This window comes from Glutamicibacter sp. AGC84, assembly GCF_053543575.1.
The window spans coordinates 30,899-45,739 of record NZ_JBLVOC010000002.1 but is presented as its reverse complement, the minus strand read 5'-3'; the positions used below and the strand labels follow the sequence as shown (position 1 = coordinate 45,739).

The window sequence follows — 14,841 nt, the reverse complement described above, 5'->3', positions numbered from 1 at the left end:
AGTTTCAACCGAGTTCAGGTCCCGAACCATGAAATGTATGCACGCACCAACCTCCGTGGGAACTGGACCAACATCCATAGGCTCAAGCGGAAATCTTTCGCTTGCTTAGCTGTCCCTTGCGGAAATAATGCATACGGCCGAACTGTGAAATTGAAGATCAATTGAACTACAGCTAAAAATAATATTTTGAAAGGTCTTACGAGTTGGAAAATTGCGTTAAAGAACGTCTTAGCTCACAGATGCTATCGCTGCCGATATTTATTCTCATTGCATTCACTGTTGATCTGATCTCATACATGTCTGAAGCTACGCCGCTAGGGTACACGACGTTGTGGGCTGGCATTCTTGTTCCTTTTACCGCCATTTTGATCTTTGCCACCGTACCGACCTTGATCAAGAAGACTCGTTCCGTGGTGCGTGATCTGATCGGCGTCTTCCTCGGTGCAACACTGTTTGGCGTAATTGCCAGTCTTCCCATCTGGAGTTCGACAGCAGGACAAAGTGATGTTGCTCGGGGAGACTACGCATCAGGCGTTATGCTGTCACCGATTCTGGGATTGATCGTCGTAGCGACCTTTGCTGTTTCCTCGGGATTTTTTGAATACCTATTGCATCGACGTATTCGGACCCGCAGCACGAAAAGGTAGATCTTTCGCTAAGGGTGAGTTGAACCAGGCAGCCCCTGAACTACAGCTTTATTGACGCCCTTGGAAATGATTGCATCGTTGACGTAGCGACCCGGTTCTAAGTAACTGGCACTAGACAGGGACCGCGCCTACCCGGCGCGGTCCCTGTTCGCGCTGCTTGCTATGTTGAAGGTGATGGCATCGGTTCCAACCGGCGTGCGAGCTTCACCAGCAAGCCCAAGGCCAGGAAGCCGATAAATAGCGCTCCGAGGCCAGCGGGCGCAGTCCAGAGCCACAGCCAGGCATTCGTCGGTGCGTGTGGGTACATCGCAGAAACGAGGATGGACGGGGTGCTGATGATGGCTAAAGCCACGACGGCAGCGGGCAAGCTGGCCACCAGGGCCTTGGCGGAGCCAGTAAGAACGTTCTCAGAAGGCATGACGTGCTTGAAGGTATTGCGGCCCAAGCACCATAGTGCCATGAGGCTGGTGGTCAACAATGACCACCAAAGAGCATATTCAGCGGCTTGTACTGCTTTGTTCATGGTGTTTTCTCATTTCAGATGATTTGTTGAAAACATACCATTTAGAGGTTGGTTCGCCGTTCCAGGCTCCCATTTGACTGCAGGCTTCGGTAAGAGAGCGCGAGTGAGGTCCATGGTCCTCAAGTCAGCTCGATTTATGCGCGGAATTGGATGGCGTTCCAGTAAGTGCAAGGGGGAACGCGCTGCTTCACGGAGGCGGCATTTGGGGCAAAGGTGCGGGCTATTTGCGTAGTTGCCGCGTTGCGGGAGTATGTTCCGGACGTGCTTGGCCTTGCACCACGTTGAGGTAACTGCTGCTCAAATGGCCAATATCAAGAGCTCGGATCCCGCGTTCGGAGAGTTTTTTGGCCAAGACGGTTCCGGCCGGGCCCAGGGAAATAATGGCAAGGTCCGGATTCTTTTCCAGGGTCTCGGAGACAACTCGTTCCAGGTCGGTAAATGCGTCTTTGGGAGTTGAATGGATAAAGTCTGCGGTTTTCAGGTTATCGAAAAGTGCCGGGACCAAATCAAACCGTGAGCCCTCGCCGGTGATGATGACGGCATCTTTCCGGTCCCAGACTTTACGCCATAGCTCTACTGCTTCCTGGCCCAGGACTTCAAACACTCGGGGCCTGGTGATATGGGCATTGATGTATTTTTGCTGAGGGTTAACCAGTGGCTTCAAGCTGGGCCACAGCTCGGCATACACGTTGGACCAGTGGGCATCTCGGAATAAGAAGGGGAAACCGATGAGCAGGTCTTCGGATTGAGTTTCAAAGACTTCCCGGAGCTGATACTGGAGCTCCTTGGAGTTGCTTTGGAAGCCTAGGTTGAACTCTGGGCGGAGCATGAGCCGGAATTCGCCATCTCCGAATCGTGCGATGGAGGCGTTAGACGCGGCCAGTAGCTCCAGAGACTCCTTAAAGGGCAGGACTTGGTGCGCGTAGACTTCTGCCACTTCGTCCATGTACCGGCCAGTGGTGGCAGTGCGAATCGCGGTCAGCTCGTTGCGATTTTTCTTCAGTTCGGCGATCACTTGCTTGAGCAGTGCCGGCAGTTCCTCGTGTCCGCTCATCTTGACAGGAATGGGTTTCTTATTCCGGATCTCCACGTGGAAGGTGCGATTCGCGATTTCTTTGATCTTTGACAGCAAAACTAGTATCCGTTCTCGCGGAGGAGCCGCGTTATCCCGCACTGCAGGGCCGCAGGGTGATGCGCAGAGGGTGCAATGTATTGCAGTGATTCTATGCGTTTGGATTCATCTTACGATGCGCTTCGATGCCAGCTCAGGGCTGTGGTCGTGTCGCTCAAACAATTAGATGGATGGATAAGCGAAGTATCTGCGGTTCAAATGTGGGCAATTATCCTTTTACGAGTCTGCAGTGGACGCGCAATGTTAAAGCGATTCCAGGGGCGACGGGCGCGTCTTACCGTCTATCTGGGAAGGATCGAATGCTGTGATCGCGGGTGGACTACCCGACCAATCCCGTGTTCACGAGTGCGTCTACTGCAACGGATGTTCCAACGAAGCTGAAGGTAGTAAAGGAGCGTGCGACTATTGGCATGAAAGCCACTGGCAGGGAGCTCAAAGTAAGCGCTGGTACCTGAAACGCGAAGGGCGTGAAAGATTTGTATCAGTGGCTGCGCTCGGGAAAGATTATCGGCAAGATCACCCAGCCGAATTAGACCGTGACCAAGAAGGACGCTGCTAAGAAATCGACGGTCTGGTTAACTGTCGCGAAGCCTGGATATGCCACAGTGGCGATGACGCTGAATAAGAAGTAAATATCGCTTGCTCGTGGTTGTTCATCGCTGGTTTAAGACCGTTGAAGTGTGGCTGCCCTGGTCCACAGAACGTCAATCTAAGCCTGTTCAGTGCTTGCAGATGAAAATGGCTAGGTGCCCAATAGGGCACCTAGCCATTATGCAGGGTTCCCGCACGGATGAGAGAGGTGAAACGCTCAATCCGAACAGTGCGTGGTGTCGCCATGAGACTGAACCACGCATGAAACTAGGCTAAACCACCAGCTGTATGCTTACTGGCACACCACGCCCTGAAGATTTCTGGTTTTTCATTAAGCCAGTTACCGGTGGACCAGTTCTCACGCGCTGAGCCGGTAGGCCGGAAGATACTCACCGCGCATGGTCCTACGCCCTTGTCGCTTCCAAATTGAGTCAGATAGCATACCGCGATGAACGAGTACTTTGCGCTTTCGTGTGCTGCTCGTAGTTGATCTGTGGGGCATCATGGGCGACTTGCAGAGAGTTGATTGTTTCCTGTGTTTCAAGGGCTGCGTGAACCCGATGTCCCGAACTTTTGTGACAACTCCCGCTGGTGGTCCTGAACATGCGAGCATTCCCCGTTCAGGCTAGTCGTGGACGTTAGACGCAGTCTAGGTATGCCGTGAGGTGCCCGTCCCGCTGAGCACCCTGGCCCCTCGCAAACTCGTCTCCAGTGTGTATCGGGCGTCCGCAGGCGCGGCCGGCTGTTGGCCCGGACTCCGTCCGGTTTTTTCCTGTTTTTTGCTGCTGTCCTTCGGAGTGTACGGGCCACCTACAAACCCACAAGCCACTCGCTGCGCTTCGGGCGTGCTCCACCCAGAAATTCTCGGGCCGCGCTCCTTCGTCGCTTCTTTCGGCCCAAGATTTTCCTGGATTGCGCACCCCTGACGGGTTGATGGGTTTTCCGGCTGGCCCCGCTTCATTTCATTTCGCCAGCAGGCAAAAAACAACCGGGGGAGGGCTTCGGCGGGAGGCTGGCAACCTGCCCCTCTTCCGTAAAGCGAAGGACAAAAACCTATGCAGACCACAACCAAGGACACCCGCGAAACCGTCACCGTCCCAGCGACGGTCGAACGCGATATGTATGGCGAAGGGTATGACTGGATGGAATCGCTGGCCGGCACTGGATGGCACGAAGTTCCAGGGTGGGGACGCGATGGATGGGACTTGGGATCCTGGCCCTACATCATCTTCGCCGCAGCTAAGGCGACCGATGAAACCGGGATGCTCTTCGGATACACCACGTACGTGGAGGGCGATGTGACCGCGCGCTGGTACCGCAGCTGCGAAGCCCGCAACCTTGCCATCAGCAAGGAGGCGTTCTGGTACTGGGCGAGCGGGCAATCGGATGGACCGGAAGCGCTGGAAGGGATGAACCCGCAAGAGTTCAAGCAGATCGACGGGCTATGTGAACCATACATTCCGGACTTCGGGAACTAACCCAGCACTTTGGCTCTGAGTGCTCACGCGTTCAGAGCCAAAGCTCTGTCACGGGCATTCTGCCAGTGGCAATGGGCTGTATGTTCCGCCGCTCGATTGAGGATGTTTTTCTAGCACAAAAGCACCGGCGCTGCCGTGTTGCATGGATTGCGCAGGAGCCGGTCTGAGGGGAAGACGTTCGCGCCTCAAGATCCGCAGTCAACGGCCAAACGTGGGCCGAACACATAAGCTCAAACCCGACGCATCGGCAGAAGCGGCACCGCGCTCAGCATTCGGCCTTAGGCGTTGGCCGCAACTCCGGAAGTTTGTCCCTCGGCAGTCGACGCTGGGGCCTGGGCAGTCTCTTCGTTTTGTTCTTCGACCACTTTGGGTTCCTTCGCTGGAGCCGCCTGGGGTAGGAAGCTCTTCAACTCCGCGGAGCTGAGCCCCAGACGCTCACCGATCGACTTCTTCGACTCTCCCGTACCGAGCATCTGCTCCACCACCGACGCCGCAGCAACTCGCGCCTTATCCTTCTTCACTTCGGCAGTCGCATGCAGCTCGGCGATCTTCTTCGCGGCATCCTCATCGATCAGTTCGATCTCGTCCTCATGGATGAAGAACTTCGCCGCCAACTCGATCAACTGCTCATTGCGGCGCGTGATCTCCTCAGCCTTCGCACGCGCCTTCTCCCGGGCGGCCAACGCTGCAGCAGACTTGCGTGGCTTACTCATCAAAACACTTCATCCTTCGCCAACTCGAAAACAAAATTTTGCGAGGGGACACCCCTCGCGCACCCCGGCCCAAAAACGCGTTAACGGGCTTCGCTGACGCTCAGGCTCTGTCCTGCCCGATGTTTGCCACCTGTGGACGGCTTTGAGATTAAGCGCCGTCTCCACCCGCCCACACGTGGAAAACATCGGGCCACGGTTTCACACAAGAGACTTGCCCTGGGCACAGCAGCGACCCTATCAAACCCACCTTGGACGCACCTGCACACAGCGAAGATCGCATATGCAAAACCGCACCAAAAACATCCTTCTTTTGATGGCCAGATCTCTTTGCCCGCCTCTGCACTATTTCTTCTTCGTTCCTCAAAGGATGCAGAGCCGACCAACATGATGAATCGGTAGCAGCCCTCCGGCCAGTTCCATCCCCGACACGCAAGAGCCTTGGCCCGCCAGTTTCCACTCGTACCTCATTCGGACGTCCCAAGATCTCTCACGCATCGTCGAAGTCCTCCGGCCCTATTTTCTCCCGATCCATCAAGACCAGATCTGTCACACCTCTTGCATCCTCGATAACTTTGGCCGGAATTGCTAGAGTCGAACGTGTGATGACCCTGCATAAGCTCAGTGCAGGGGACGGCCATCTCTACTACACCCGCGAAGTTGCCTCCGCTGATGAGCTGCGCTCACCGGATCGGAAGCTCGGGGATTACTACACCGTCACCGGCCACCCGCCCGGCATTTGGGGAGGACGGGGTGCTAAGAACCTCGGCGTGAACGGGGAAGTCACCGAAGAGCAAATGGAGCTGCTCTACGGGCTAGGACAACACCCATTAGCCGGCCAGATGGATCCGGTGTCGGGGGAGAAGATCCACGCGCAGCTGGGTCAACGCTACAAGCGTTTCGACCAGTTCGACGGCGAACTGGCCAAGAAGATTAACACCGCCCTGGGTGATTTCACCAGGCTCAAGCACCGCGAACCGACCGCTGATGAACGACGCGTCCTCCGCACCAAGGCCGGTGGCGAACACTTCTACAAACTGCACGGCCGCAAGCCGAAGACCAAGGAAGAACTCTCCCAGTTCATTTCCCGGCAGACCCATAGGGGCTCGAACGCGGTGGCCGGGTATGACATGGTGTTCTCCCCGTCCAAGAGCATCTCCTACCTCTGGGGAGTCAGCGACCGCAAGGTCCAGGAAGTCATCGAGAAAGCCCATCACGAGGCCATCGAAGACGCCATGAAGTACTTGGAGAACAATGCGGTCTTCACCCGCCGCGGCAAGAACGGGGTCCGCTCGGAAGACGTGGACGGTGGCCTGATCTACACCACCTTCCGGCATTATGACTCCCGTGATGGGGATCCGCAGCTGCATGACCACATTGTCGTTTCCAACAAAGTGCTGGGGATGGATGGCAAGTGGAGTGCCATCGACGGGACCGTCCTGCACAAGTATGCGGTATCTGCTTCGGAGCATTACAACGCAAGGGTCATGCAGAACATCTGCCGCGACCTGGGACTCGCCACCACCCAACGAACGGTGGAAGGCAAACGCCAGATCACCGAAATTGGCGGCATCCCCCTGGCCAGTATTGAGGCTGCGTCCTCACGCCGGAGCAATATCAAAGCCCAGCTGAAGACCCTCGTTGATGAGTTCGAGGACAAGTATGGGCGGGCTCCGAGTCCGAAGCAGCTGATCAAGCTCTCCCAGCAAGCCACTTTGGAAACCCGTGCTGAGAAGAAGAAAGGTCTCTCCCTTTCAGAGCTCACCGAGCACTGGCAAGACAAATTCTCCACCGTCCCCGGAGCCTTGGTGGGCGATGAATTATTCGCTGCGGCGCGCAAGTATTCCGTCGGCCAGGAACCGGTTTACACGCCGATCGGCCAGCTGCCAGAGGAACAGATCCGTGAGTTGGCGCAGTCCACCATCACCCGCCTGGAGCAGTCGCGGGCGACGTGGAATCAGGCGCATGTGGAAGCTGAAGTGCGCCGCCAGCTTTCCAGCCAATATCAAGCCCAACCCGTCGCTGATGCGGTTATCGCCCAAGTCCGATCCACCGCGATCGACTCTCTGAGCTTGAAAGTCACCCCTGATTTTCCTGTGCCTGCATCGGTGGCGGGGGCTATGGTGGCGGTGCACAAGTACCAGAAACCCCACGCCGCCCTCTATACCTCAGAGACGGTGTTAGAAGCCGAACACAAGGTTTTGCAGGCCGCGCGCACCGACGTTATTCCCACGGTCACGACTGATCATTTCCAGAGCGTCCTTGATAGTTTTGAGGGCCGCTTGAACGAGGCGCAGGTGGCGTTGGCCCGCGAATTCTCCTGCAGCCCCAAACTCCTCGTCGCAGGTATCGGACCAGCTGGTACCGGTAAAACAACCTCGATGAAACTGGCCGTAAACGCCATGAAGCAAGCCGATCACCACGTGATTGCTGTGGCTCCCTCGGCCAAAGCAGCGACCCTGTTGGGCCATGAGGTCGGGGTGGAAGCGATGACTGTGGACCGGCTCCTGGCCAGCGAGGAGAAGCTGTCGCCGGGGGACGTGGTGATCATCGACGAAGCCGGCATGATCGGCACCACCCAATTTCTGGCCCTGATCGAACAAGCCCAGGAGCACGGCGCTCTGGTGCGGGCGATTGGTGATGACAAGCAGCTGGCTGCTGTGGGCTCTGGCGGCATCCTGCGCCTGCTCAACCAGGAAGAGCAACTGGTTCACCTGGAGGAAATCCACCGGTTCAGGAACGCCGATGGCAGCCCGAATCTCAGCGAAGCCGCCGCATCCCTGGCCCTGCGTGAAGCTCCCGCACTCGGGAAGGATGACCCGTGGGCGTACTACCGTGCTGAAGGGAAGATCAAAGCTGGCATCACCGGTGACATGGCTGATCAAGTGTTCGCTGCCTGGCAGAAAGACACCAACGAGGAGCGCACCTCGCTCATGCTGGCCGGCACCAATGAACAAGTCGCCACCCTGAACCAAAAGGCCCAGGTCTACCGGCTCGGGCGCGGCGAACTGGATGAAACCCAGGTGATCACCGGCCGCAACGACACCCAGATTTATGTTGGCGATGTCATCCTGACCAAGAATAACGACCGCCGCCTCAGCGTCCACCAGGGCAAGGACTTCGTGAAGAACAACGATTCCTGGGTGGTCGAAGGCATCGAATCCGGGCACCTGCTCGCCCGGCACCAGCAACACCACGGACTGGCCGCCATCCCCGCCGACTACGTCGCTGAAAGCGTGATCCTCGGTTATGCAGATACCGTGCATAGTGCCCAGGGCGCCACCGTGGACACAGCCCACGCACTGCTGACCAGCAGCACTGATCGTGCCGGCGCGTATGTGGCGACCAGTCGCGGCAAATATGACAACCGCATCTATGTGGGCCTGGCCGACGGGGACCGAGCCGACACGGTCCTGAACGGTATTGCCGAGCGGACGGACCTGAACCTCACCGCCCACGAAACCGTGACTCGCGAATTCGAGCAGGCCCGAGACATCAACAGCCTCGGAATGATCTATCGGGACCTGGTAGTCCAAGCCCAGACTGCCAAATACGAGCAGATCCTGCGCACCACCCTCAGCAACCCGATCGCCCAGCCAATCCTTGAAGACCCGGCCTGGGGAGCTGTGGCCCGGCATCTGGAGCGGGCCGAAGAGTCCGGGGTAAAGCTCGAAACCCTCATCGAGGACGCCTACTCCCAGCACGACTTCGCCGAAGCAGACAGCATCGCCGCGATCCTGGCCTGGCGTATGGGCACCCTGCTCGACAACCGCGAAGCCACCCTCGCCACCGCCGAACGCCCACTGCGCGAGGTCGACCAGGACCACCTTGTCGCATTGAAGGAACGCGCTATGGATCGGGCTGAAGACGCCGGCACCTCGTACCGCAAGAGCGCGGTCGAGCTTGCCGAAGCTGAAAAGATCTCACCGCTGCCCCGCCGGCTGTATGGCCACCTGTCCGAGGAGGAACTAGCAGCCCGGATCAAGTGCACCGATAACGAACTGATCCGCCAGATCCCCTCCGACATGGACAACAACGAAGAGTACCTATCCTGGTCACTGGGCCGACTGCGCGCAGAACAGCAGCTGCGCCAGGACATGCCAGAACCACTGGCCCAAGCAGAGATCCGCGACCGCGACCACAAGAACCTGGCCGCCACCAGCGGCACCGTCCTGCGCCGCATCAGCACCGAGCTGAAACTGCGCGAACTGGAACAGGCCCCGTTCGATAAGCACCGTGAACCGAACAGGTTGGGCGAGTGGTTCGCACCGCGCGAGCCGTTGGCTGACCCGCGCCTGCCCGCGGCGTGGAAGGAACAGATCGAAGCATACCGTCCCGTGGTTGATGCCGAGCATCAGCGGCTCGGAGCAGAACTCGCCCAAAACCCACCAGCATGGCTGGAAGACCTGGGCCCAGTACCGGGCCGGGCTGACCGGGCTGAAGAATGGCGCCGGCTGGCCGCGGAAATCGCAGCCTACCGCCGCACCTACAACATCCCCGATGCTGAACCAGCCCTCCTGCCTGCACAGCATGTGAAGAACAGTCCGGTGGCGCAGGATCTGCGCAACCGCGCCGCGGCACTGCATAAGCACTCTGAACTGACGAACCGCGAGCCAATGCCAGCCGATGCGAAGGAACAACTAGCACAGCAGAAGACGAATGAATCTGCCGCAACGGTGGGGCAGTCAGACGCTGCGGCGAAGATCGCGGCGCTACGCCAACGAGCCCAAGCCAGAAACGAAACGACCCCACAGGAGAAGGAGAACGCCATGAGCACGAGCGAACACCATGCCGGCCAGGAAGGGTCCGGGGCTGCTGAGACCAACGAACTGCTGGTCCGCCTGCGCAAAACCCAAGAGGCACAGGAACAAGCAGCTGATCAGCAGCGTAAGCTCAAGGACGATGAAGCGCAGCGCCGAGGACCATCTGGCCCAACACTGAGATAAGGGGTTTGAACTACTTATCGTGTTGAATGCACGCTTGGGTTAATGACGTGGTCTAACATCCTGCCCCTCGCAAGACAGAAGGAAATCGGACATTGAGCAATAAGCAGCATGCTGACAATGGCAGTTGTTTGCAGAGGAGATGGGGCATGCGGATCAGCGGTGGGTGATGGTCCGTCACAGGAAGACCATGCCTATATCATCGTCTTATCAGGATGGCCTAGGTCCGTTATGGCATGCCAAGAACGATCTCTGGGTAACTCAAAAAGCCTGCGCCAGTTTGGAAAAGGCTTATGGGCTGGAGGCTGCGCCGCGACTTCGAAAACAAATGAAACAGCTGGAGCTGGTGGAGCGCGAGAACGTCTGGTTAAAAACACAGTTGGCTGCCGTGAAACGTGCGCAAAAGGAACGAGAGGCTCAGAACGTGGCAGCAAGAGCAGTGCGCCTCGCGAAATAACGTGCCTTCAGATTCCCGACCCTGCCGACTACTCGAAGCCCTGCTATGCCACCTCGGAAAATTGCGACGCCATATGTCCCGGTGCAAGCTATACGTCCAAAGGACGGTGGCTATGAAAGATAGCGGTAAGCGCTCTCTTTCATAGCCACCGGGCACTTAATTACGGTGCTTATCGTGATCTAGCCAAGGAACAAAACGACCTTTGTTGCCAGCTGCGATGAGATAGGTGAAGCACAAAATTGCGCCGAGCTGAAGAAGACCTATCCATAGTCCGTTGGTCTGGAAGGTAGCAGGAAGCTGCGAAAGGCCCAAGAGAGCGAGGACGAGATAAAAGTAGTCGCTAAGAATAGCCTTCGGCTTACGTTTATTTTGCGACGTTGGGTTAGCTTCAGTAGCCATTGGGAACTTCTTTCCGGATTAGGAGAAACAGTTTTGCTTGATGTCGTTAATGCCAATAAGCTCGGCGAACAGGCCACCAGCTACAGCTACAGCTGCATTTCGCTTTGCGGTTGCGCCCTTTTTGCTGTGGTACGCACGCCATATAATATTCACGCCTTTTTTGACGGATCCGAACCGCTTGACTAACTTATATCCAACTTTTGCAGCAGCTCCCAAGGCATTAGGTTGGCACCCACTGTAGCAACACAAACAGTCCAGAGACCAAGGCCAGCGCCCTAGCTGACCGGCTCAGGTCCTATCGGCCCACATCTGAGGACCGGCTGGTTGCCGGTACTGCGCGCGGCAGTGAAAAGACGATTGTCCACGGGGTGCAGCAGTATGCCGGTGAGCAGGTCTCCGACGGCACTCGGCCGCGGAAGAGGACCGAAGCGCTGATCGAACGGATCAAAGGATCGGCTCAAACCAGCGAACCGGCCTCGGCCGCCATCGAAGACATCATGAGCAAGCTGCAGCGGATCAAGCAACAACAAGCCAGTGAGCGGCAGCCACCGCCTGCTGAACACAATCGAGCAACGAAGCCGACACCAGAGGGCCCTCAGCTCAGCTGAGCGGCCTTTTGGTGTGAACGTAAGAAACCCACGGAATCCGTGGGTTTCTTCGACGTAGAAAGCAGGAGCCCTCGTCCCTTGCTATTTATACGAGGATGCATGCGATTCGGATAACAGCAGACATGAAATGAACCGCTTTACCGCCGATGCTTCACAGCAGTTTCCTTTTACGCGGAGCCAGAGCGTTGAGCGCAGGAAACGTACGTAGATAAAAAAGAAGCCCCACACCGCTTGGCGATACGAGGACTTCCCATCAGCACTGATTGTCAGCTCAGTTGCTTTCATTGCTTTTGCAGTCTTTTCAGCGCCCACCTGTTCGCGTAAGAGACGTCTGGCCCCGTTTTGATTGTTTTCTGACGATCTACCGACCCATGTGATGCCCTGAATGGAGACGGATAAGAAATGCTGAAGGAGAAAAGTTTAAAAGTCCCTGACAGGGGCGAGCGATACCACTCCTGCATGGAGACTTCCCCCCTCTCACCCCAGAAATGGGATTCATGGAAACGCTCGGAGCCTGTCAGTTTGTTTGTGTAAGCCCCTAGTCACGTCCGTTATTCAGGGATCGTAATACTCACGTCAAATACGGTTCAATCCGCTCCGGGTACGCCATCGCCAACTGCTGCAACGCCTGCTTCCAACCGTTCGTCCCGGCCCCTTCCACCAGATGCGACCCGGCACCAGCCCGCGGCGTGCGGCCCTTCTTCTGCGCATCCTTGAAACGCTCCCTCGCCCGCTTGTCCTCGATATTGCAGATCGCCAGCCACAGCATCTTCACCGCCGCCGCATCGGAAGGAAAATGGCCTCGGGACTTGGTGACCTTGCGCAGCTGGTAGTTCATCGACTCAATCGCATTGGTCGTGTAGATGACCTTGCGCAGCTCCGGGGGAAACGCGAGGAACGGGGTGAACCGCTCCCACGCGTTACGCCACGTCGCCACCGCTGAAAGATACTTCCGCCCCAGCTCGGACGCTTCGAAATCATCCAGGGCCTTGGCTGCGGATTCGATGCTCGGGGCGGTGTAAATGCTCTTCAACTGCGCACTGACGGCCTTGCGGTCGCCGTAGGACACGAACCGGTTCGCCGCCCTGATCAGGTGCACGACGCAGGTCTGCACGGTCGCACGAGTCCAAGTCGCCTCGATCGCCTCGGGGAAGCCGGTCAGGCCGTCGCAGCAGGCGATGAGGACGTCCTTTACGCCCCGGTTGGCCAGCTGCGCGCAGACTTGCGCCCAGAACTTCGCGCCCTCGTTCTCGGTAACCCAGAGGCCCAGCACGTGCTTGATGCCCTCCACGGTGACGCCGATGGCCATGTGGGCGGCCTTGTTGCGGACCTGATGCCCGTCGCGGACCTTGATCACGATGGCGTCCAGGTAGAGGATCGGGTAGAACTCCTCGAGTGGGCGTTCCTGCCAGGCCGAGACTTCCTCCAGCACCTCGTCGGTGATCTTGCTGATCGTGTCGTGGGACAGCTGGGTGCCGACGGTCGTTTCCAGATGGTAGGCGATATCGCGGACGGTCATGCCGCCGGCGTAGAGGGAGATGATCATTTCATCCAGGCCGCCGGTGCGCCGTGAGCCTTTGGGCACCAGGGTTGGGGTGAAGGTTCCGGCCCGGTCTCGTGGGATCTGCAGGTCGATATCGCCGGCGATGGTTGACACGGTTTTCGGGTAGGACCCGTTGCGGGAGTTCGGCAGGAACCGGCCGTGGCTTTCGCCTTGTTCGTAGCCCAGGTGACTGCTCAGCTCGGATTTCAGGCCGCGTTCCAGTCCGGCGCGGATGATCTGCTGGATGAAGCCGTCTTTGCCGTCGAGCTGGATCTCTCCGCGGTCGATGAATCCCATGAGCTCGTCGAAGGCCCCGGATTCCTTGACGGCATCCATGGAGCCGAGGGCTGCGAACTTGTCGGCGATGTCTGAGGCGTTTACCACTGGTTGTTCAGCCTGGTCTTTCTGGATGGTCATGTCGTGTTTTCCTAGTCTCTTTCTATCAATTGACTAGGGTTCTTACACAATCAGCCTGACAGGCTCAACGCTCGATTGACGCAATGGTGGTCCCTTAGGGTTCTTCGTATGCTCGATAGGCACACCAAAATCTGAGTTCGTTGTCAATGGCCCTAGAGCCCTGTCTGTCAGGGCAAATGCATCTATGCAACACACACCCGCAGCACAAGACCCACCAGAGTAGCGTCCTCAAAAGAAAACTCCGCGACCACGAGCAGGCAAACGCAAGTGTTAGAAACGTACCTAGCGACGTCACAAGAAAGTCGCACGCGCTGAACCGTTCGGAATTAAAACGGAAGCTTCCCCTCCTACTAAAGTATGATTTACAAGCAGATTCGTCTTCACTACCGTGTAATTTATCGGTTAGTAAGAGAAAAATAGTCGTCCGCTCAATTGATCTTTTCTCGAACTCTCGCAGAAAGCATCGGTTGTAGGAAGCTTCAGCCGATTATCATCACTGTTACACTCAATGAGGAGTACCCGATGTTCAAGAAAAGTACGGTTATGTTGTGCTCCGCAACTCTGGTCGGTGCCTTGCTTGCAGGAGTTCCGTCCGGTGCGTTCGCTGCCTCTCAGCAAAGCACTGGAACTATTGCTACTTCTGTAGCTGTTGACTCGTCAGGTGAAATTAGCCAGAAGGAAATGGAACAGCTGGAAAAAAACGTGGAGACTCTGTTCACGCGCTATATCCAGATGGATTCTTCGGGTCAGTTCTTTGTGAACACAAAGAATCTTGCTGAGGATGGGGTTCAGGACAGGACAGCTGAGTTACGTATGTTGAGCGACTCGTTAAACCTGATGGCTGAGAAAGAATCTGAGCAAGCAACTAACGAGATTGAGCGCCGTACTCCTGGGAAAACACTCCAGCCCTACGGATCGACAGAATTCGCAAAGTGCGTAATTTTGAACGGTTTGGGCATCCCCGCTCTAGGTGGATCTCCGGGCATCATTTCAGCTATAAAACTCGGAATCAGCTCTTGGAACTGGGGAATTGCGGCAAAAGCAGTTGCTAAGTTCCTAGGCCCTGCTGTCGTAAAGTCTTTGGGCGGTCCTGTGGGGATTGGCGTGGCGCTGGGATGGGGCGCATGGAGTTGCCGCGGCAAACTATAAAGGAGTTGAAATGGAAAATTCTGCTCGCTCAAGTAGAGCGCTAAAAACTGTCCTGACCTTTGTATGGGTTCTGCTAGTTGCCCGAATCATTACTGGTCTGACGATTTCACATGATCTTTCTTCAATGCAGGCGTGGTTCTCGGTTCAGGCTTGGATTGCACCTTTAGGGTTTGCTGTCATCGGCACTGTTATCTATTGGAAGAACTCTGCGAATAAATAATTAGCAGGATCTAGGACGCTTGAT

Annotated in this window: 12 protein-coding genes; 7 read left to right on the top strand and 5 right to left on the bottom strand. The window is 56.8% G+C overall.

The genetic code is table 11. The features are described from left to right. Positions 1-296 precede the first annotated feature (296 nt). Positions 297-647 carry a hypothetical protein gene (locus ACNPN0_RS01090; RefSeq protein ID WP_402735350.1) on the top strand — a complete coding sequence of 117 codons (351 nt, stop codon included), beginning with the start codon at positions 297-299 and terminating at the stop codon, positions 645-647. A 160-nt stretch (positions 648-807) separates the two neighbouring features. Here the strand turns inward: ACNPN0_RS01090 and ACNPN0_RS01085 are convergent, their stop codons facing one another. Together ACNPN0_RS01085 and ACNPN0_RS01080 are read right to left on the bottom strand one after the other, a co-directional pair. Beyond that, the gene (locus tag ACNPN0_RS01085) at positions 808-1,170 is read right to left on the bottom strand and encodes a hypothetical protein (RefSeq protein WP_332595321.1); all 363 of its coding nucleotides are present in this window, start codon (positions 1,168-1,170) and stop codon (positions 808-810) included. 220 nt (positions 1,171-1,390) lie between these two features. Next, the gene (locus ACNPN0_RS01080; protein WP_448938829.1) at positions 1,391-2,302 is read right to left on the bottom strand and encodes a GT-D fold domain-containing glycosyltransferase; all 912 of its coding nucleotides are present in this window, start codon (positions 2,300-2,302) and stop codon (positions 1,391-1,393) included. Between the two features lie 1,646 nt (positions 2,303-3,948). Between ACNPN0_RS01080 and ACNPN0_RS01075 the strand changes: the two genes are divergently transcribed. Beyond that, positions 3,949-4,371 (top strand): hypothetical protein, encoded by a 423-nt coding sequence (locus ACNPN0_RS01075; protein WP_448938549.1) that lies wholly within the window; start codon positions 3,949-3,951, stop codon positions 4,369-4,371. Positions 4,372-4,649: 278 nt separating this feature from the next. On the opposite strand, the gene ACNPN0_RS01070 is transcribed toward ACNPN0_RS01075, so the two are convergent. Then, complete coding sequence (locus ACNPN0_RS01070; protein WP_332595318.1) at positions 4,650-5,084, bottom strand: hypothetical protein; 435 nt, start codon at positions 5,082-5,084, stop codon at positions 4,650-4,652. A gap of 602 nt (positions 5,085-5,686) precedes the next feature. On the opposite strand from ACNPN0_RS01070, the gene mobF reads away from it, so the two are divergent. Both mobF and ACNPN0_RS01060 read left to right on the top strand, forming a co-directional pair. After that, positions 5,687-10,027 (top strand): MobF family relaxase, encoded by a 4,341-nt coding sequence (gene mobF / locus ACNPN0_RS01065; protein WP_448938553.1) that lies wholly within the window; start codon positions 5,687-5,689, stop codon positions 10,025-10,027. Positions 10,028-10,214: 187 nt separating this feature from the next. Next, a complete protein-coding gene (locus ACNPN0_RS01060; RefSeq protein WP_332595317.1) occupies positions 10,215-10,481 on the top strand; it encodes a hypothetical protein in 267 nt (88 codons plus the stop codon). Positions 10,482-10,637: 156 nt separating this feature from the next. Here the strand turns inward: ACNPN0_RS01060 and ACNPN0_RS01055 are convergent, their stop codons facing one another. Further along, positions 10,638-10,880 (bottom strand): hypothetical protein, encoded by a 243-nt coding sequence (locus ACNPN0_RS01055; protein WP_332595316.1) that lies wholly within the window; start codon positions 10,878-10,880, stop codon positions 10,638-10,640. Positions 10,881-11,248: 368 nt separating this feature from the next. On the opposite strand from ACNPN0_RS01055, the gene ACNPN0_RS01050 reads away from it, so the two are divergent. Further along, the gene (locus ACNPN0_RS01050; RefSeq protein ID WP_332595315.1) at positions 11,249-11,488 is read left to right on the top strand and encodes a hypothetical protein; all 240 of its coding nucleotides are present in this window, start codon (positions 11,249-11,251) and stop codon (positions 11,486-11,488) included. A 571-nt stretch (positions 11,489-12,059) separates the two neighbouring features. Here the strand turns inward: ACNPN0_RS01050 and ACNPN0_RS01045 are convergent. Continuing rightward, positions 12,060-13,448, bottom strand: a complete 1,389-nt coding sequence (locus tag ACNPN0_RS01045; protein ID WP_332731467.1) for an IS256 family transposase — start codon at positions 13,446-13,448, stop codon at positions 12,060-12,062. Positions 13,449-13,970: 522 nt separating this feature from the next. Here ACNPN0_RS01045 and ACNPN0_RS01040 point away from each other — a divergent pair. After that, complete coding sequence (locus tag ACNPN0_RS01040) at positions 13,971-14,597, top strand: hypothetical protein (RefSeq protein WP_448938548.1); 627 nt, start codon at positions 13,971-13,973, stop codon at positions 14,595-14,597. Between the two features lie 10 nt (positions 14,598-14,607). Further along, a complete protein-coding gene (locus ACNPN0_RS01035) occupies positions 14,608-14,817 on the top strand; it encodes a hypothetical protein (protein WP_332731465.1) in 210 nt (69 codons plus the stop codon). Positions 14,818-14,841 lie beyond the last annotated feature (24 nt).